This is a genomic window from Streptomyces sp. NPDC059371, assembly GCF_042751995.1.
Classification (GTDB): Bacteria; Actinomycetota; Actinomycetes; order Streptomycetales; family Streptomycetaceae; genus Streptomyces.
The window spans coordinates 15555-33189 of the sequence record NZ_JBHYXD010000096.1 but is presented as its reverse complement, the minus strand read 5'-3'; the positions used below and the strand labels follow the sequence as shown (position 1 = coordinate 33189).

Here is a 17635-nt window from a genome sequence, read left to right as displayed (position 1 = left end):
CGCCCGCGCGCCCCTCCCCCCCCGCGCGCGCGCGAGAGCGCGCCCCCCCGCTGGAAAATGGGCGCCCTCGATTCCACTGGGCGGGGCCCCGGGCCGAGGGTACGGGCCCCGGGGCGTTCCGGGCGTCAGACTGAGGAAGGTTCCCCATGAACGCGAAGCCGCCGGCCCCTGGACTCTCCGACGCCGGCGCCGACCGGCCGGCGCCGCGGAGCGACGTCATGGCACCATCGTCCCGTTCGGCGGACCTGCCTCCCGCCGCGTCCTTCGACGCCCTCGGTCTGCCGGCGGAACTGGTGGCCAGGATGACCGGGCTCGGGGTGACGGAACCCTTCCCGATCCAGGCCGCGACCCTGCCGAACGCGCTGGCCGGACACGACGTCCTCGGCCGGGCGCGGACCGGCTCGGGCAAGACGCTGGCCTTCGGTCTGGCTCTGCTCGCCCGGACCGCGGGCAGCCGGGCGGAGGCGAAGCGGCCGCTGGCGCTGGTCCTGGTGCCGACGCGGGAGCTCGCGCAGCAGGTGAGCGACGCGCTGGAGCCGTACGCGCAGACCCTGAACGTACGGCTCGGGACGGTGGTCGGCGGTCTGTCGATCAACCGGCAGCAGGCGCTGCTGCGGACCGGTGTCGAGGTGCTCATCGCGACGCCGGGGCGGCTGACCGACCTGGTGTCACGCCGGGACTGTTTCCTGAACCAGGTGCGGATCACGGTGCTGGACGAGGCCGACCAGATGTGCGACCTGGGCTTCCTGCCGCAGGTCTCGGACCTCATGGACCAGGTGCACGCCGACGGTCAGCGGCTGCTGTTCTCGGCCACGCTCGACCACAACGTCGACCAGCTCGTGGAGAACTACCTGCACGACCCGGTCCTCGCCTCCGTCGACCGGGTGGCCGGATCGGTCACCACGATGGAACACCACGTGCTGAACATCCACGGCGCCGACAAGTACGCGACGGCGACCGAGATCGCCGCGCGGGACGGCCGGGTGCTGATGTTCCTGGACACCAAGGCGGGCGTGGACCAGTTCACCCGTCATCTGCGGGCCGGCGGCATCCGCGCCTCCGCCCTGCACAGCGGGAAGTCGCAGCCGCAGCGCACGCACACGCTCGCCCAGTTCAAGAACGGTGAGATCAACGTGCTGGTGGCCACGAACGTCGCCGCCCGTGGCATTCACATCGACGCGCTCGACCTCGTCGTCAACGTCGACCCGCCCGCCGACGCCAAGGACTACCTGCACCGCGGCGGGCGCACCGCGCGCGCCGGGGAGTCCGGGAAGGTGGTCACCCTGGTCACCCCCAACCAGCGGCGCGACGTGAACCGTCTGATGACCGAGGCCGGTATCCGGCCGACGGTCACGCAGGTGCGCTCGGGCGAGGCGGCGCTCACCGCCATCACCGGGGCCAGGCGCCCGCCGACCGAACCGAAGCCGACGGGCAACGCGCCCTTCCGGGGCATCGGAACGCGTCCCGGGCGGCCCGCCAAGGAGTCACGCAAGACCGCGGACGCCCGCAAGGCCGCGGAAGCCCGCGCGGCCGCCCGGGTACGCAAGAGCCGCTGAGGCGGTTCCCCCTTCCCTCCGGGTGACCTCAGGGGCGGTCCCCCTCGTACGGAGACGGGTCGGCGCATGTCGGCTCCCGACCCGAACTCCCCGGCGGGCAGGGCCCGCTGCGAGGCGAGCCGGGTGCCTTCGTGAAGTGCCTCAGCTCACCGCCTGCTTCACGAGCGCACCGATCCTCGCCTCGACCTCGGCGGTCAGCTCGGTCAGGGCGAACGCGGTGGCCCACATCGTGCCGTCGTCCAGCTTCGCCTGGTCGCTGAAACCGAGCGTCGCGTAGCGCGCCTTGAACTTCTCCGCGCTCTGGAAGAAGCAGACGACCTTGCCGTCCAGCGCGTAGGCGGGCATGCCGTACCAGAGCTTCGGTGCGAGAACCGGGGCGCCGGCGGTGATGACGGCGTGGACGCGCTCGGCCATGATCCGGTCGGAGTCCCCCATCTCGGCGATCTTCGCGAGTACGTCCCGCTCCGCCTCGGCCGCCTTGTCCGCGCGTGAACCGCGGCGGGCTTCCTTCTTCAGTTCCTTGGCGTGGTCCTTCATCGCGGCCCGCTCTTCGGCCGTGAACCCCTCGTGCCGACCACTTTCCGTGCTGCTCATGACAGAACTCCCCCTTTGAGGATCCGTTGTCCGCAATCTTGCGCACGCCGGCGGCGACCCGCCACCCGCCCTCATCGGCACGCACCGTGCCGATGAGATCCGAATATTCCGCGTGGCCCCCACGTTGTCAACGGCACGGCACGTGCCGATAGGATGAACTCATGACGGAACCGCCCGCCGCGCCGCGACGTCGAGGTGCCGCGCGCACCGAGGAACTGCTCCAGGCGACACTCGATCTGGCCGCGGAGGTCGGGTACGCGGGTCTGAGCATCGAGGCAGTCGGACGCCGGGCCGGAGTCGGCAAACACACGATCTACCGGCGCTGGCCCTCCAAGGCGGCACTGCTGCTCGACGCGCTCAGCCGCGTGTGGACCAGCGATCTGGACTACCGCGACACGGGGAACCTCCGCGAGGATCTGCGCGAACAGTTCCTCCGTTCCGGCGCGGCCCTCTCCAGCCCGCCGATCGGCCCGGTCTACCGCGCGGTCATCGCCGAGGCGCAAGGCGACTCCGCGCTCCGGGCGACACTGCACGAACGCTTCCTGGTGACCGTCGAGCGGAGCACCCTCGACCGGGTCACCCGCGCCCAGCGCACCGGCGAACTGAAGGCCGAAGCGAACCTGGAGTTCGCGGCCGAGGTGCTGTGCGGTGCGCTGTACTACCGCAGCCTGCTGTCGACCCGCCCCATCGACGCCGACGCGGTCGACGGACTCGTGGACATGTTCATGGCCGCCTACGGAACCACCGGCTGAAGGGCCGCCGCCCCGCGGTGAGCCCGCTCGGACCGGCTGCCCGGCTGCCCGGCTGCCCACCTGCCCGGCTGCTGGACGCCGCTCATGCCGCGCCCGGCAGCCGGACCGTGACGATGAGGCCGCCGTCGGGGCGGGGAACGAGTTCGAGGGTTCCGTCGTGGGCGCGGACGATGCCGGCCACGATGGCCAGGCCGAGACCGACGCCGGCGTGCTCGTCGGCGCGTACGCGTTCCGTTCCGCGCTGGAACGGTTCGGTGAGGGTCGCCACCCGTTCCGGCGCCAGCCTGCGGCCCGTGTTCTCGACCCGCAGCACGCTCGCGTCCCCTTCCGTGCCGGCGTGGACCGTCACGGTGCCGCCGTCGGGGAGATTGTGGACGACGGCGTTCTGGACGAGGTTCGTCGCCATCCGCAGCAGGAGTTCCGCGGAGCCGCGGGTACGGGCCGCCCCTCCGGTGACGTCGAGCGTGATCCGGCGCTGTTCGGCGAAGGGAAGCAGCGTTTCGGCGGCTTCCTCGGCGACGAGGGAGAGGTCGACGTTCTCGCGGGGGAGGTCTCCGCGGTCGCTGCGGCCGAGGAGCAGGAGTGCCTCGGTGAGGTCGATCGCCCGCGTGTTGACGGCGTCCAGGCGTTCGATGAGTTCGTCCCGGTCCCGCGTGGGGTCCTTGCGGGCGACGTCCAGGAGTGTCCGTGAGATCGCCAGCGGCGTGCGCAGCTCGTGGGACGCGTTCGCGGCGAACCGCTGCTGCTCGGCGACCTTGGACTCGAGTTGTTCGAGCATCGAGTCGAACGCGTCGGAGAGTTCGCGGAATTCGTCCTGGCGGCCCTTCATACGGATCCGGTGCGACAGCGACCCGCTCCCGGCCGTCCGTACCGCGTCCGTGATCCGTGTGAGGGGGGAGAGCATCCGGCCCGCGAGAATCCACCCCCCGAGGAGGCCGAACACCAGCAGGAAGCCCAGGGAGACGGCCGCGGCGGGGGCGAAGCCGCGCAGGAGGTCGGCGCGGCTGGGCCCGACGATGATCACGGCGCCGTACGTCTTCTGGATGAGCCGGGGGTCGGCCGTCGGCAGCCAGCGCAGCACGAACACCCACATCACCACCAGCAGGAGCGTGCCGGCGACGAAGAGGAATCCGGCATAGCTGAGCGTGAGTTTCAGCCGGGCGCTGCGCCCCGGGCGTCTATCCATGAGTGTCACCGGGGTGGGTGCCGTCCCCGCCGGTGTCCGCGCCGGTGTCGATCCGGTAGCCGACACCGGGCACCGTGGCGATGATCCATGGTTCGCCGAGCCGCTTGCGCAGCGCGGAGACGGTGATGCGGACGGCGGTGGTGAACGGGTTGGCGTTCTCGTCCCAGGCCCGCTCCAGCAGCTCTTCGGAGCTGACGACACCGCCCTCGGCGGCGACGAGGACGTCCAGCACGGCGAACTGCTTCCGGGTGAGCGCGACATGGCGTCCGTCGCGGAAGACCTCCCGGCGGAACGGGTCCAGCCGCAGGCCCGCGATCTCGCGGACCGGTGGCCGGGCGTAGGCGCGCCTGCGGTCGAGCGCCCTCAGCCGCATGACGAGCTCCCGCAGCTCGAACGGTTTGGTGAGGTAGTCGTCGGCGCCGAGCCCGAACCCGGACGCCTTGTCCTCGATCCGGTCGGCGGCGGTGAGCATGAGGATCGGGATGCCGCTGCCGGAGGCGACGATGTGCCGGGCGACCTCGTCGCCTGAGGGGCCGGGGATGTCGCGGTCGAGGACCGCGAGGTCGTAGGAGTTCACGCCGAGCAGTTCCAGGGCGCAGTCGCCGTCGGCGGCGATGTCGGCGGCGATCGCCTCCAGCCGCAGACCGTCGCGGACGGCCTCGGCCAGGTAGGGCTCGTCCTCCACGATCAGTACACGCATGTCCGAAGCCTAAGCAGCAGGCCGTATCGCCCGCGTATCCCGACGACGTGTACGCACCGGACGACGGTTCAGCCCGCCGGCGCCGGGGCGGGGCGAGGCCGGTCCGACGGCGTCCGCTCGGTCGTGCGCCACCAGCGGCGCGAAGCCGGCCCGGCCAGCAGGGCGCCGGTGGCGTTGACCAGTACGTCGTCCACGGAGGACACCCGGTCCAGCCACAGGACGTACTGCGCGATCTCGACCAGGACCGAGCAGCCCACGCCGAGCGCCAGGATCCGCGGCACGGACGCGAGCGCCGCGAACCGCATCGGGGCGAAGAACCCCAGCGCCGCGAAGACCAGCAGGTTGCCGATGATGCCGCCCGCCCCCATGGTGACCAGGTCCCGCAGCGGCACCAGGCTCACCCGGCGGGGAGCGACGCCGGGCGCGAGGCCCGGCATCATGGTCAGCCACAGGAACGGCACCGTGCCGTGGATCATGCCCACCTCGGCCAGCGACGTGCGCCACGCTCCTGCCGAACCGAGGCCGGTCCGATGCCTCCAGGACGCGAGGGCCCACGCCACCAGCACGGCCAGTGGCAGCGCGACCAGCGTCATGAGCACCACGCCGTTGAACGTGTCGTAGCAGCCGTGCCAGTGGCCGGCCGCGCATCTCGGAGCGGACATCATGAGCGGCCGCCGCAGGACGAACAGGCCGCCCGCCAGACCGAGGGCCGCCAGGCCGAGAAGCATGATCCGGCGCGTACGGCGGGGCGCTGCTGAGGATGCGTCGTGGGTCATATCCCCAGTGAAGGAGACGGCCGGTTGCGGTGGCGTATCGCGTTCTCGATAGGCCCGCGATATACGGAGCCCTGGCATCCGCGACGAACGCGGTGGGCCGGGCCCGACGGCATCGGCCACCCCGAAGGCAGGTCGTCGAATAATTGCGAGAGACTGTATCAATCTTGCGCAGCTTCATAGACTTCTCTTGCCTTCACTCCTAGCCTTCTTGCGTCCGCTCACCCCACGAGCCCTAAGGACGCATGCCTGTGACTCCCTCTCCCCAAGGCAGATTCCCGCGCCGCGGCACGGCGGTGTCCGTGTCGCTGGCACTCGCCGCGGCCGGCACCGTCGTCGCGGTGGCACTGGCCCCCCACGCGGCCGCCGCGGGGGTGCCCGCCCCTTCCCCCGTCGGGATCTCCGGCCGGGGCGCGGCCGTCCCCTTCAAGGAACAGGAGGCCGAGTACGCCGCCACCAACGGCACCCTCATCGGCCCGGACCGGCTCTACGGCCATCTCCCCTCCGAGGCGTCCGGCCGCCAGGCCGTCACGCTGGACGCGACGGGCGAGTACGTCGAGTTCACGCTGACCGCGCCGGCCGACGCCATGTCGTTCCGCTACTCGCTGCCCGACAACGCCGCCGGCACAGGCCGCGACGCGAGCCTCGACCTCAAGGTCGACGGCAACCGGCTGAAGAGCGTCCCCGTGACCTCCAAGTACGGCTGGTACTACGGGGGTTACCCCTTCAACAACAACCCCGGCGACACCAACCCGCATCACTTCTACGACGAGACCCGCACCACGTTCGGCTCCACGCTGCCGGCCGGCAGCAAGGTGCGGCTCCAGGTCTCCTCCACGGGCGAGTCACCCTCGTTCACCATCGACCTCGCCGACTTCGAGCAGGTGGGCGCGCCGATCGGGAAGCCGTCCGGAGCCCTCGACGTGGTCGGCGACTTCGGCGCGGACCCGACCGGCACCGCGGACTCCACCGCCAAGATCCAGGCCGCGGTCGACGCGGGCAAGGCGCAGGGCAGAACCGTGTACATCCCGCAGGGCACCTTCCAGGTCCGCGATCACATCGTCGTCGACCAGGTGACGCTCGCCGGGGCGGGCCCCTGGTACAGCGTCCTCACCGGCCGCGACCCGGCGGACCGGTCGAAAGCCGTCGGCGTCTACGGCAAGTACGCCGGTCAGGGCGGCAGCAAGAACGTCACCCTCAAGGACTTCGCCATCATCGGCGACATCCGCGAGCGCGTGGACAACGACCAGGTCAACGCCATCGGCGGCGCGCTGTCCGACTCCACCGTCGACAACGTATGGATGCAGCACACCAAATGCGGGGCCTGGATGGACGGGCCGATGAACAACTTCACCATCAAGAACAGCCGCATCCTGGATCAGACCGCGGACGGCGTGAACTTCCACATGGGTGTCACCAACTCCACCGTCACCAACACCTTCGTACGGAACACCGGTGACGACGGCCTCGCGATGTGGGCGGAGAGCGTCCCGAACGTCAGGAACAAGTTCACCTTCGACACGGTGGTCCTGCCGATCCTCGCGAACAACATCGTCACGTACGGCGGCAAGGACATCACCCTCTCCGACAACGTCATGGCGGACACCGTCACCAACGGCGGTGGCCTGCACGTCGCGAACCGCTATCCCGGGGTCAACTCCGGCCAGGGCACGGCCGTTTCCGGCACCATCACGGCCGCGCGCAACACGCTCATACGGGCCGGGAACAACGACTACAACTGGCAGTTCGGGGTCGGCGCGGTCTGGTTCAGCGGACTCAACGAATCCCTGAACGCGACCGTCGACATCACCGACAGCGAGATCCTCGACAGCTCATACGCCGCGATCATGAACATCGAGGGAGCGACCAACGGGCTGCACTTCGACCATGTGCGGATCGACGGAGCCGGGACCTACGCCCTCCAGATCCAGGCGCCGGGCACGGCCTCCTTCAGCAATGTCACGGCCACGAACATCGCCCAGTCCAACCCGATCCACAACTGCGTCGGCTCCGGCTTCCAGATCACCCGGGGTACGGGCAACAGCGGCTGGTACGCCGATCCGCCGGCCTGCACGGGCACCTGGCCGGACCCGAAGTGGACCAACGGCGGAGTACCCGGCGGCGGCACCCCGCCACCGACCGACCCGCCGACCGATCCTCCGACCGACCCGCCCACCGACCCCACCGTGAACCTCGCGAAGAACCGGCCGGTCAGCGAGTCGAGCCACACGGACGTCTACCCCGCCGCCAACGCCGTGGACGGCAACGCGAACAGCTACTGGGAGAGCGCCAACAACACCTTCCCGCAGTCCGTCACCGTCGACCTGGGCGCCGCCAAGGCCGTCAAGCGCGTCGTCCTCAAGCTGCCGCCGGCGACCGCGTGGGCCACGCGCACCCAGACGCTGAGCATCCAGGGCAGCACCGACGGCGCCACGTTCACCACCCTGAAGCCGTCGGCGGGATACACCTTCGACCCGTCGAGCGGAAACACCACGACCCTCACGCTGTCCGGCACTCCCACCCGCTATCTGCGCGTGCTCGTCACGGGCAACACCGGCTGGCCCGCAGGGCAGTTGTCCGAGATCGAGGCGTACACCGGCTGATCGAGGCACACCGGCCGGCACGCCCCTTTCCGCGCACGGACTCCTGGCGGCCCCGCTCCGGAACTCTGACCCGGGCGGGGTCGTCAGGCCCGTTCCACCGGGCCGTCAGCGGCGGCGCAGCGCCGGGTCGAGCAGGGCGGGCGGGGTGTCGAACTTCTCGTGCGGAGCCAGGTCGGTCCCCGGGGGCACGACGGCGTCGATCGCGTCGAGCACGTCCGCGGAGAGCACGGTGTCCGCGGCGGCGAGCTGGGTGCGCAGATGGTCCGGTGTCCGGGGGCCGATGAGCGCGCTCGTCACGGCGGGATGCGCCGTGACGAAGCCGAGGGCGAGCTGGATCAGCGTCAGCCCGGCCTCCTCGGCGATGACCGCCAGACGCTCCACGGCGTCGAGCCGGGCCTGGTTGGAGGGGATGGAGAGGTCGAAGCGCTGCGGCAGGATGGCCGAACGGCTGGTGGTGATCTCCCGGCCCCTCCTGACCGCGCCGGACAGCCAGCCCGAGGCCAGCGGGCTCCAGGCCAGGACGCCGAGCCCGTACTCCTCGGCCACGGGCAGGACATGGGCCTCGATCCCGCGCTGCAGGATGGAGTAGCTGGGCTGTTCGGTGACGTAGGGCCTCACATGATGCTCGCGGGCGGCCCATTGGGCCTGCACGATGCGGTGCGCGGGGAAGGTCGAGGAACCGAAGTAGCGGATCTTGCCCGCGCGTTGCAGGTCGTTCAGGGCGGACAGCGTCTCCTCGTCGCCGGTGGCCGGGTCCCATCGGTGGATCTGGTAGAGATCGACGTGGTCGACACCGAGTCTGCGCAGACTGGCGTCCAGCTCGGTGATCAGCCAACGGCGCGAGGCGCCCCGGTGGTTGCGCTCCTCCCCCATGGGCATGCCCGCCTTCGTGGCCAGCACGATGTCGTCGCGGCGGCCGGCGATGGCCTTGCCGACCATCTCCTCCGACTCCCCGTCGCCGTACATGTCGGCGGTGTCGATGAGGTTGATCCCGCCCTCCAGGGCGGCGTCGACAATGGCGGTCGCCTCGTCCTGGCTCGTGCGCCCGATCCTTCCGAAGTTCATCGCGCCGAGCGCGAGCGAGCCGACCTGCACACCGGTGCGTCCCAAGGTGCGGTACTGCATGCCCCTGCCTCCTTCGATACGGGTGAAGCATGGTGACGGCGCGGCTGGTCGCCGGGTCCCCGATCTGCCATCATGGACAAACGGAACGCCGTCCCGTTTGACGATACGGAACGCTGTCCCACTTAGCAAGGCGATACGGAACACCGTTCCGTTTTCTGTTTGACCGACCGGCCGTACGCTGACCGGCCGTACGCTGACCGGCCGCACAGGGAAGGGCGCGATGAACGAGAGCGACGACACCACGGGACAGACGGCGGCCCGGCCCAGACGGGCCGACGCCCGGCGCAACCAGGAGACGCTGCTGGACGCCGCCGCCTCGATCTTCGCCACGTCGGGTGTGGAGGCACCCGTGCGCGACATCGCGGCCAGGGCCGGCGTCGGTACGGCCACGATCTACCGCCACTTCCCGACGCGGGCCGATCTCATCGTCGCCGTCTACCGGCACCAGGTGGAGGCCTGCGCCGAGGCGGGTCCGGCCCTGCTGAAGGACTGCGCGTCCCCCTACACCGCGCTGTCGCGGTGGATCGACCTGTTCGTCGACTTCCTCGTCACCAAGCACGGGCTCGCCGCCGTCCTTCAGCCCGACAACACGGCGTTCGACGCACTGCACAGGTACTTCGTCGACCGGCTGCTCCCCGTGTGCACCCAACTTCTCGACGCCGCCGCCGAATCCGGCGAGATCCGCCCCGGCCTGACGGCCTATCAACTGATGCGCGGCATCGGCAACCTCTGCATCGGCGCCCACAACGACCCCCGCTATGACGCGCGACGACTGGTCGAGACCCTCGTCGCGGGCCTCCGCCGAACCGAAGGACCGTGACCGCGCGAAGGGTCTAGAGGGCCACCAACCGGCCGCTGCGGCCCACCAGTCGGACCGATGCCCCGGCGCCGCAGACCAGTGCCACGGCCAGGAGCGTGCCGCAGGACTCGGCCACGGCGTACGTGTCGCCGGACAGTGCGGCACGCAGGCCGCGAGCGGCCCAGTAGCCGGGTGAGGCGGGGGCCACGTCCGAGACCCAGGCAGGCAGGGCGGCGAGCGGGACGAGCGCCCCGCCGAGGCTGCTCAGCAGCATGCCGCCGATGTCGAAAGCGGCCGAGAGCGCGCCCACGCTGCGGACCAGCACCCCGAGGAGGGTGCCGAGTCCGAGGAGCGTGCAGCTCCAACTGAGCAGGACGCCCAGCAGCAGGAACGGGTGCGGGACACGCAGACCGAAGAAGCACACGGCGAAGCCGACGATGAGGAACTGCTGGGCGAGCAGGACCACGAAGCCCGGGACGGCCTTGCCGACGAGCAGCTCGGCGGGGCGCAGGGCGGTTCCGCGCAGGCGGTCCCAGGTGCGGCCGAGCCGTTCGGTGAGGATCGCGCCGCCGCAGATGCTGAGCGCGAGCAGCGAGAAGGTGACCAGCGTGCCGACGACCGCCTGTTCCGTTCCGGCCGTACGGCCCTGCCCGGTCAGATAGAGCGGACGCAGCAAGGTGACGAAGACGAGCGGGAGGATCATCCGGCTCAGGACGGGACCGGGTTCGCGCGCCATCAGCAGCACGTTGTGGCGGACCAGCACCGCGAGGCGGGCGACTGATTCACGCGGCATCGCGGACCTCCGTCCGTGTCACGGTCCGCGCGGCTTCCATGGACCGGTAGAGATCGTCCAGTCCGGGGCGGCGGACGTCGACGGACACGGGTGTACGACCGGACGCGAGCAGGGCCGCCAGATCGGCACCGGGGTCCGTGGTCGGCCGGCGCAGCTCGGGTTCGCCGGGGTCGGCGAAGGTGACCCTCAGCTCGCCGGGCAGGTGGCGGGTGAGCTCTTCCTGGGTGCCACGCGCGATGATCCGTCCGGCCCGCGCCAGGGCCAGCGTGGCGTCGAGGTCGACGAGCTCCGGCAGGTAATGGGTCGTGTAGACGACGGCCGCGCCCGCTTCGGCCCTGGCCCTGACCGCGCTCAGCAGAGCCGCGCGGGTTTCCGGATCGGCTCCGGCGGTCGGTTCGTCCAGCAGGAGGACGGGCGGTGAGCCGACCATGGCGGTGGCCGACTGGACCCGGCGGCGCTGGCCTCCGGAGAGGGCGACCACGGGGCGGTCGGCCACGGCCGCCAGGCACAGCTCGTCCAGGACCCGGGCGATCTCGGCGTCCCCGCGCCGGCCGCGGAATCCCGCCAGCCCCGCGAACAGCCGCACGTTCTCCCGCGCGGTGGCGCCGCCGTACAGGGCGAGTTCCTGCGGGGCCACGCCGAGGAGGCGCCGCGCGGCCCGGCCGTCCCGCAGCGCGTCGAGCGCCCCGATGGTGACGCGGCCCGCGTCGGGACGTACGAGACCGGCGACGATCTCGACGAACGTCGTCTTGCCCGCGCCGTTGTGACCGATCAGGCCCACGATCTCCCCGGCCGGGACCGTCAGGTCGAACCCGTCGAGCGCGCGGCGAGCGCCGTAGCGCTTCACCAATCCCTCCGCGATCAGCATCATCCGTCCTTCATGAGGTCTGCGCCGCACATGTATGCGCCGCATTTGCCTACGTCGCACTTGTATACGCCGTACACGTCTACACCGTATACGTCTACACTGTAGACTCATGAGTGGGAGACGGGAAGAGATCCTGGACGCCGCCGTGGCCATCGCCGACGAGCACGGGGTCGACGCCGTCTCGATGCGTGCCCTGGCCGATCGCGTCGGGGTGACGCCGATGGCGCTGTACCGGCACGTCAAGGACAAGTCGGCGCTGCTGGACGGCATGGTCGGACGGCTGCTCACCGCGTTGCTGCCGGCGGATCCGGCCGAGCACGTCACCTGGGACACACGGCTCCGCGCCCTCGCGCACGCGGCCCGGAAGGTGACCCAGGAGCACCCCTGGGCCGCGCACCTGCTCTTCTCGCGGCCGGCTGTCACCCCGGACGGCCTGCGGGCGGTCGACATCATCTACACCGCGCTCATCGAGGCCGGGGTCCCCGAACCTCAGGTGCCCCGGCTGGAACGCCTGATCAGCACGTTCGTCATCGGCTTCGCCGCTTCCGAGGCCTCGGGCCGCTTCACGCCCGGCGCCGACGACCCGCGCGGCAGTCGGGGTCATCTCGACGCCGGTGAACTCCCCGGCCACAGCGCGCTCGGGCCGTGGCTGGGCCTCCCCCTCGACCTCACCGCCGAGTTCGAGGCCGATCTCGCCGACATCACACGGCTGGTCGAGGCGGTCGCGCGGCGCGAGGAATGATCCGTACCCCCGACACACGGGACATCAGCGCCCCGGACACGAGAGACGGACCGGTACGCGCTCCTGGGCCCGCTCAGTCGGTGAGACCCAGCGCTCCCGCCGCCTGGATCGCCAGCCAGACCTCGGCCAGAGCCGCCGTCGACGTCAGATCGCGTTCGGTGAGCGCGCCGAAGCGCCGCAGCCGGTAGGCCAGGGTGTTGGGGTGGATGTGCAGCGCGGCGGCCGCCGTCTCGGTGCGGCGGTCGCGCTCCATCCAGGTGCGGGCGGAGACCAGCAACCGCGAGTCATGGCTCTCGTCGTACCGGAGCACGCCGCCGAGCACATGCTCCACCAGCGCCGTCAGGACGGCGGGATCGTCCGGCAGCCACCGGCCCGCCCCGTCGTCGCCGTAGTGGACGACGGCACGGCCGGACTCGACGGCCTGGGACACCGCCCACAGCGCCTCGCGCTGGGCGACCTTCAGCGCGCCCCCCGGCAGGAAGGGGCGGCTGGCCCCGGCCGCCACGCCGGGCAGCTCACCGACGGCCGGCGCCAGTTCCGGCGCCCCGAGGACGTAGCGGTCCTCGCCCCGGGTCAGCAGAAGGTGGGGCCGGTCCTCCAGACAGCGCAGCAACGCCTCGTCGGTGGTGCGGCGCACGATGAGGAGCACGGCGTCCCCCTCGATCGCGTGCCGGGCGAGCCGGCGGCGCGCCGCCTCCGGGTCGAGCACCTCCTGCAGCAGTTCGGCGAACGTCTCCGCTCCCTCGCGGCGCAGCGTCTCGCGTTCGTTGCGCACCATCGCCAGGCGCAGTGCCGCGACGGTGGCGATGTGCTGGACGACGGCGAGTCCCGCGGGCCGGGCGCCCGTGCGCTCGTACGCGACGAGGAAGCCGGCGGGGCCGCCGGGTGCCGGCACCGGGAGGACGAACCCGCCGGGGATCGTCGGCGGGGCGTCGACGGACGTGGGCAGGACGGCCGGGTCCGGCACCGGGACCCCGGGCAGGAGCGGGCGGCCCTGCGGTGTGCACAGGAAGACGTCGTAGCCCGACAGGCCTTCGAGCCGGCGCAGGAGTGTCGGGGTGTCGAGATGCTCCGTGACCAGCCAGCGCAGCGCGCCGAAGACCTGGAGCTGCGCGCCCAGCCTGTGCCGCGCCTCCTCCTGGGCCGAGGCCGCGACCTCCTGGGCGACGGCGATGAAGGGAACGGCGAGCGGCACTTCGAGGACCGGGAAGCCCCGCTCCTCCGCGGCCCGGAAGAACGCGTCGTGCAGCGGGGGCATGTGAAGCTGCGCCGAGAGCGCGAGACCGGACGCCCCGGCGTCGTCCAGCCGCTCCAGATAGGCGCGCTGTTCCGCCGCGGTACGGGGGATCGCGAGGCCCGCGGTCATGATCAGCTCGGCGCCCAGGAGCCACGGCGTCGGATCGACGAGCTCGCTGGCGTGCGCCCAGGAGACGGCCCGGTCCAGACCGCCGCCCGCCTTCAGCGAGAGCTGGAGGGCCGGGGAGGAGAGCAGGTCCTGGATCGTGAGTTTGTCGCTGGCCACAAAAGACATCGTACGCATCTGTGATGGACACCATTGTCGCAGGTCACCGGGGGCCTCACACTGTGGAGGCCACCGTTTGAACGGTGCACTAACGGACATTGGAGGGCCCGTGACGACCTCGGTCACCGAAATCGAGACATATGGCGTCGAGCGAATCCCGGACGAGGACCGCACGGCCCGGCCGATCGACTTGTTCCGGCTCGCCTTCGGCGGCGCCAACACCTTCGCGACCTGCGTGCTGGGCGCCTTCCCGATCCTCTTCGGGCTCTCCTTCTGGCAGGGGCTCGCGGCGACCGTCCTCGGCCTGGTCGCGGGTGCGCTGCTGCTGGCCCCGATGGCGCTCTTCGGCCCCGCCAACGGCACGAACAACGCCGTCTCCTCCTCCGCGCACCTGGGCGTGCACGGCCGGGTCGTCGGTTCCTTCCTCTCCCTGCTCACCGCCATCGCGTTCTTCTCGATCTCGGTGTGGTCCTCGGGAGACGCCCTCGTCGGCGGCGCGCACCGGCTGGTCCACGTCCCCGAGACGGACGTCACGTACGGCATCGCGTACGCGATCTTCGGCGGACTCGTGCTCGTCGTCTGCATCTACGGCTTCCGCTTCATGCTGCTGGTCAACAAGATCGCGGTGCTGGCGGCCTCGGCCCTCTTCGTGCTCGGCGCCTTCGCCTTCGCCGGTGACTTCGACCCCGGCTACGCGGGTGCCTTCGCCTCGACCGCCGACCCGCTGTTCTGGCCGTCGTTCATCGGCGCCGCGCTGATCGTGCTCTCCAACCCGGTCTCCTTCGGCGCGTTCCTCGGCGACTGGTCCCGCTACATCCCGGCGAACACCCCGCGCCGCCGGGTGATGGGCGCCGCGTTCCTCGCCCAGATCGCCACCCTGCTGCCGTTCGTCTTCGGCCTGGCCACCGCGTCGATCATCGCGACGAAGGCCGCGAAGTACGTCGACCCGGCCGCCCCGAACTACGTCGGCGGACTGCTGGCCATCTCCCCCGGCTGGTACTTCCTGCCGCTCTGCCTGATCGCCCTGATCGGCGGTCTGTCCACCGGCACGACGTCCCTCTACGGAACCGGCCTGGACTTCGCCAGCGTCTTCCCGCGCTTCAACCGCGTCCAGGCCACCTTCTTCATCGGTGTCCTGTCCATCGGCTTCATCTTCCTCGGCCGCTTCGCGCTCAACCTCACGCAGTCCATCTCCACCTTCGCCACGCTGATCATCACCTGCACCGCCCCGTGGATGGTCGTCATGGCGCTCGGCTACGTCACCCGGCGCGGCTGGTACGACGCCGAGGCACTGCAGGTCTTCAACCGGCGTCAGCGCGGTGGCCGCTACTGGTTCGCGCACGGCTGGAACTGGCGCGGCATGGGCACCTGGCTCGTCAGCGCCGTCGTGGCCCTCCTCTTCACCAATCTGCCGGGCCAGTTCGTCGGTCCGCTGGGCAACCTGGCGAACGGCGCGGACATCTCGCTGCCGGTCGGCCTGGCCCTCGCGGTCGTGCTCTACCTCGCCGCGCTCGCCCTGTTCCCCGAGCCGCGCGCCGTGTACGGGCCCGCCGGCCCCCGTTTCGTCGGGGCGTCCGACGCCGATGTCGCGCCGATCACCGGTGGTACCGAGGAGAAGCCGGCCGAGGCCGCCGCGGCCGTCTGACCCACCACCGCCACCCGCCACAGACTGGGCGCCCGGCCCTGACCGCCGGGCGCCCCTGACCAGGAGCCGCGCATGAGCAGCACCACCGTGCAGGAGATCCGGGCCGCCGCGGACGCGCTCGTCGCCGCCTTCGCCGAGGGTCGCCTCGACGACTACTTCGGGGCCTTCGCGCCGGAGGCGACGTTCGTCTTCCACACCACTCCGCAGCGTCTGGACTCCACGGCCGAGTACCGCGCCCTGTGGCGCCAGTGGGTGGAACAGGACGGTTTCCGCATCCTCGGCTGCACCTCGTCCGCACCACTGATCCAGCCCTTCGGCGACACCGCCGTCTTCAGCCACGACGTGGAGACCCAGGTCGCCACCAACGCCGGCGAGGAGACGGTCCACGAGCGGGAGACCATCGTCTTCGCCCGCTCCGAGGACGGCGCCTGGCTCGCCGTCCACGAGCACCTGTCGCCCCGTACCGCCGCCTGACCAGGAGAGACGTTTCCATGAACAGCACGTTCCGCAACTACATCGACGGCGCGTTCGCGGATGCCGTCGACGGCCGGACGCTCGACGTGGTGGACCCCACCACGGGTGACGTCTACGCGACCTCCCCGCTCTCGGGAGCGGCCGACGTCGACGCGGCGATGGCGGCCGCGGCAGCCGCGTTCCCCGTATGGCGCGACACGACTCCGTCCGTACGTCAGCGCACGCTGCTGAAGATCGCCGACGCGATGGAGGCACGGGCCGGGGAACTGGTCGCCGCGGAGAGCCGCGATACCGGCAAGCCGCTGCACCTCACCCTCAGCGAGGAACTCGCCCCCGCGATCGACCAGGTCCGCTTCTTCGCGGGCGCTGCCCGGATGCTGGAGGGCCGCTCGGCCGGCGAGTACATGGAGGGCATGACCTCGATCATCCGCCGTGAGCCGGTCGGCGTGTGCGCCCAGGTGGCGCCGTGGAACTACCCGCTGCTGATGGCGGTGTGGAAGTTCGCCCCGGCGCTCGCGGCGGGCAACGCGGTGGTCCTCAAGCCCTCGGACACCACCCCCGCCTCCACGGTGCTGATCGCGGAGATCATCGGCGGTGTCCTGGAGGAGCTCGGTCTGCCCAAGGGGATCTTCAACGTGGTCTGCGGAGACCGCGAGACCGGCCGGCTGATGGTGGAGCACCCGACCCCGGCGATGGCCTCCATCACCGGCTCGGTGCGCGCCGGCATCCAGGTCGCCCAGAGCGCGGCCAAGGACGTCAAGCGGGTCCACCTGGAACTGGGCGGCAAGGCTCCGGCCGTGGTGTTCGAGGACGCCGACCTGACGAAGGCGGTCGAGGACCTGGTGGTCGGCGGTTTCTTCAACGCCGGTCAGGACTGCACGGCCGCGACGCGCGTCCTGGTCCACGAGTCGGTCCACGACGACTTCGTCGCCGCGCTCGCCAAGGCCGCGGCCGAGACGAAGACCGGCCGGCCGGACGACGAGGACGTGCTGTTCGGGCCGCTCAACAACGCCAACCAGCTTGCCCAGGTCAGCGGTTTCATCGAGCGTCTGCCCGAGCACGCGCGCGTCGAGGCGGGCGGCCGGCGGGTCGGGGACAAGGGCTACTTCTACGCCCCGACCGTGGTCTCCGGTCTGCGGCAGGACGACGAGATCATCCAGAACGAGGTCTTCGGCCCGGTCATGACCGTCCAGTCGTTCACGGACGAGGACCAGGCCGTCGCGTACGCCAACGGCGTCGACTACGCCCTGGCCTCCTCGGTGTGGACCAAGGACCACGCGCGGGCGATGCGGATGTCGAAGAGGCTCGACTTCGGCTGCGTGTGGATCAACAGCCACATGGCGCTCGTCGCCGAGATGCCGCACGGCGGGTTCAAGCAGTCCGGCTACGGCAAGGACCTGTCCGCGTACGGCTTCGAGGACTACACCCGGATCAAGCACGTCATGACGTCGCTCTGATCGGTCGTTCCCATGACGGAGGGGTGAGCCCGGCATGGTGCCGGGC

16 protein-coding genes are annotated in these 17635 nt (G+C 71.0%); 8 read left to right on the top strand and 8 right to left on the bottom strand.

The features are described 5' to 3' along the window. The first annotated feature begins 218 nt into the window (after positions 1 to 218). Positions 219 to 1556, top strand: a complete 1338-nt coding sequence (locus tag ACFXGX_RS35000; protein WP_384799699.1) for a DEAD/DEAH box helicase — start codon at positions 219 to 221, stop codon at positions 1554 to 1556. 141 nt (positions 1557 to 1697) lie between these two features. On the opposite strand, the gene ACFXGX_RS34995 is transcribed toward ACFXGX_RS35000, so the two are convergent. Next, a complete protein-coding gene (locus ACFXGX_RS34995) occupies positions 1698 to 2150 on the bottom strand; it encodes an iron chaperone (RefSeq protein ID WP_384799696.1) in 453 nt (150 codons plus the stop codon). Between the two features lie 161 nt (positions 2151 to 2311). On the opposite strand from ACFXGX_RS34995, the gene ACFXGX_RS34990 reads away from it, so the two are divergent. After that, positions 2312 to 2902: a TetR/AcrR family transcriptional regulator gene (locus tag ACFXGX_RS34990; RefSeq protein ID WP_384799693.1), complete on the top strand. Its 591-nt coding sequence runs from the start codon at positions 2312 to 2314 to the stop codon at positions 2900 to 2902. Between the two features lie 82 nt (positions 2903 to 2984). Here ACFXGX_RS34990 and ACFXGX_RS34985 read toward each other — a convergent pair whose 3' ends face one another. The 3 genes from ACFXGX_RS34985 to ACFXGX_RS34975 all read right to left on the bottom strand — a co-directional run bounded on the left by ACFXGX_RS34985 (position 2985) and on the right by ACFXGX_RS34975 (position 5564). Beyond that, positions 2985 to 4088, bottom strand: a complete 1104-nt coding sequence (locus ACFXGX_RS34985; RefSeq protein WP_384799690.1) for a sensor histidine kinase — start codon at positions 4086 to 4088, stop codon at positions 2985 to 2987. After that, positions 4081 to 4788 (bottom strand): response regulator transcription factor, encoded by a 708-nt coding sequence (locus ACFXGX_RS34980; RefSeq protein ID WP_384799687.1) that lies wholly within the window; start codon positions 4786 to 4788, stop codon positions 4081 to 4083. The genes ACFXGX_RS34985 and ACFXGX_RS34980 overlap by 8 nt, the downstream gene beginning before the upstream one ends. 68 nt (positions 4789 to 4856) lie before the next feature. Further along, a complete protein-coding gene (locus ACFXGX_RS34975; RefSeq protein ID WP_384799684.1) occupies positions 4857 to 5564 on the bottom strand; it encodes a VanZ family protein in 708 nt (235 codons plus the stop codon). 242 nt (positions 5565 to 5806) lie between these two features. Here ACFXGX_RS34975 and ACFXGX_RS34970 point away from each other — a divergent pair, with 242 nt between their 5' ends. Continuing rightward, positions 5807 to 8164: a discoidin domain-containing protein gene (locus ACFXGX_RS34970; RefSeq protein WP_384799681.1), complete on the top strand. Its 2358-nt coding sequence runs from the start codon at positions 5807 to 5809 to the stop codon at positions 8162 to 8164. A gap of 105 nt (positions 8165 to 8269) precedes the next feature. On the opposite strand, the gene ACFXGX_RS34965 is transcribed toward ACFXGX_RS34970, so the two are convergent. Beyond that, positions 8270 to 9289, bottom strand: a complete 1020-nt coding sequence (locus ACFXGX_RS34965) for an aldo/keto reductase (protein WP_384799678.1) — start codon at positions 9287 to 9289, stop codon at positions 8270 to 8272. Positions 9290 to 9509: 220 nt separating this feature from the next. Here ACFXGX_RS34965 and ACFXGX_RS34960 point away from each other — a divergent pair, with 220 nt between their 5' ends. Continuing rightward, positions 9510 to 10109 (top strand): TetR/AcrR family transcriptional regulator, encoded by a 600-nt coding sequence (locus tag ACFXGX_RS34960; RefSeq protein WP_384799675.1) that lies wholly within the window; start codon positions 9510 to 9512, stop codon positions 10107 to 10109. 13 nt (positions 10110 to 10122) lie between these two features. Here ACFXGX_RS34960 and ACFXGX_RS34955 read toward each other — a convergent pair whose 3' ends face one another. Both ACFXGX_RS34955 and ACFXGX_RS34950 read right to left on the bottom strand, forming a co-directional pair. After that, positions 10123 to 10881 carry an ABC transporter permease gene (locus ACFXGX_RS34955; RefSeq protein WP_384799672.1) on the bottom strand — a complete coding sequence of 253 codons (759 nt, stop codon included), beginning with the start codon at positions 10879 to 10881 and terminating at the stop codon, positions 10123 to 10125. After that, positions 10871 to 11752, bottom strand: a complete 882-nt coding sequence (locus ACFXGX_RS34950) for an ABC transporter ATP-binding protein (protein WP_384799669.1) — start codon at positions 11750 to 11752, stop codon at positions 10871 to 10873. Before ACFXGX_RS34950 ends, ACFXGX_RS34955 begins: the two co-directional genes overlap by 11 nt. A gap of 106 nt (positions 11753 to 11858) precedes the next feature. Between ACFXGX_RS34950 and ACFXGX_RS34945 the strand changes: the two genes are divergently transcribed. Beyond that, positions 11859 to 12491, top strand: coding sequence for a TetR/AcrR family transcriptional regulator (locus ACFXGX_RS34945; RefSeq protein ID WP_384799666.1), 633 nt, complete (start codon positions 11859 to 11861; stop codon positions 12489 to 12491). Positions 12492 to 12564: 73 nt separating this feature from the next. On the opposite strand, the gene ACFXGX_RS34940 is transcribed toward ACFXGX_RS34945, so the two are convergent. Then, a complete protein-coding gene (locus ACFXGX_RS34940; protein WP_384799705.1) occupies positions 12565 to 14022 on the bottom strand; it encodes a PucR family transcriptional regulator in 1458 nt (485 codons plus the stop codon). Positions 14023 to 14122: 100 nt separating this feature from the next. Here ACFXGX_RS34940 and ACFXGX_RS34935 point away from each other — a divergent pair, with 100 nt between their 5' ends. The 3 genes from ACFXGX_RS34935 to ACFXGX_RS34925 all read left to right on the top strand — a co-directional run bounded on the left by ACFXGX_RS34935 (position 14123) and on the right by ACFXGX_RS34925 (position 17589). Then, the gene (locus tag ACFXGX_RS34935; protein ID WP_384799663.1) at positions 14123 to 15658 is read left to right on the top strand and encodes a purine-cytosine permease family protein; all 1536 of its coding nucleotides are present in this window, start codon (positions 14123 to 14125) and stop codon (positions 15656 to 15658) included. A gap of 72 nt (positions 15659 to 15730) precedes the next feature. Beyond that, the gene (locus tag ACFXGX_RS34930; protein ID WP_384799660.1) at positions 15731 to 16132 is read left to right on the top strand and encodes a nuclear transport factor 2 family protein; all 402 of its coding nucleotides are present in this window, start codon (positions 15731 to 15733) and stop codon (positions 16130 to 16132) included. A 17-nt stretch (positions 16133 to 16149) separates the two neighbouring features. Next, the gene (locus ACFXGX_RS34925) at positions 16150 to 17589 is read left to right on the top strand and encodes a gamma-aminobutyraldehyde dehydrogenase (RefSeq protein ID WP_384799657.1); all 1440 of its coding nucleotides are present in this window, start codon (positions 16150 to 16152) and stop codon (positions 17587 to 17589) included. The last annotated feature ends 46 nt before the right edge of the window (positions 17590 to 17635 follow it).

Excerpts from the sequence above, each read along its gene's own strand:
- ACFXGX_RS34925 (WP_384799657.1), top strand. The coding sequence starts at position 16,150 with ATGAACAGCACGTTCCGCAACTACATCGACGGCGCGTTCGCGGATGCC.
- ACFXGX_RS34985 (WP_384799690.1), bottom strand. The coding sequence starts at position 4,088 with ATGGATAGACGCCCGGGGCGCAGCGCCCGGCTGAAACTCACGCTCAGC.
- ACFXGX_RS34940 (WP_384799705.1), bottom strand. The coding sequence starts at position 14,022 with ATGTCTTTTGTGGCCAGCGACAAACTCACGATCCAGGACCTGCTCTCC.
- ACFXGX_RS34955 (WP_384799672.1), bottom strand. The coding sequence starts at position 10,881 with ATGCCGCGTGAATCAGTCGCCCGCCTCGCGGTGCTGGTCCGCCACAAC.
- ACFXGX_RS34970 (WP_384799681.1), top strand. The coding sequence starts at position 5,807 with ATGCCTGTGACTCCCTCTCCCCAAGGCAGATTCCCGCGCCGCGGCACG.
- ACFXGX_RS34930 (WP_384799660.1), top strand. The coding sequence starts at position 15,731 with ATGAGCAGCACCACCGTGCAGGAGATCCGGGCCGCCGCGGACGCGCTC.
- ACFXGX_RS34945 (WP_384799666.1), top strand. The coding sequence starts at position 11,859 with ATGAGTGGGAGACGGGAAGAGATCCTGGACGCCGCCGTGGCCATCGCC.
- ACFXGX_RS34960 (WP_384799675.1), top strand. The coding sequence starts at position 9,510 with ATGAACGAGAGCGACGACACCACGGGACAGACGGCGGCCCGGCCCAGA.
- ACFXGX_RS34990 (WP_384799693.1), top strand. The coding sequence starts at position 2,312 with ATGACGGAACCGCCCGCCGCGCCGCGACGTCGAGGTGCCGCGCGCACC.
- ACFXGX_RS34995 (WP_384799696.1), bottom strand. The coding sequence starts at position 2,150 with ATGAGCAGCACGGAAAGTGGTCGGCACGAGGGGTTCACGGCCGAAGAG.
- ACFXGX_RS34950 (WP_384799669.1), bottom strand. The coding sequence starts at position 11,752 with ATGATGCTGATCGCGGAGGGATTGGTGAAGCGCTACGGCGCTCGCCGC.
- ACFXGX_RS34980 (WP_384799687.1), bottom strand. The coding sequence starts at position 4,788 with ATGCGTGTACTGATCGTGGAGGACGAGCCCTACCTGGCCGAGGCCGTC.
- ACFXGX_RS34975 (WP_384799684.1), bottom strand. The coding sequence starts at position 5,564 with ATGACCCACGACGCATCCTCAGCAGCGCCCCGCCGTACGCGCCGGATC.
- ACFXGX_RS34965 (WP_384799678.1), bottom strand. The coding sequence starts at position 9,289 with ATGCAGTACCGCACCTTGGGACGCACCGGTGTGCAGGTCGGCTCGCTC.
- ACFXGX_RS35000 (WP_384799699.1), top strand. The coding sequence starts at position 219 with ATGGCACCATCGTCCCGTTCGGCGGACCTGCCTCCCGCCGCGTCCTTC.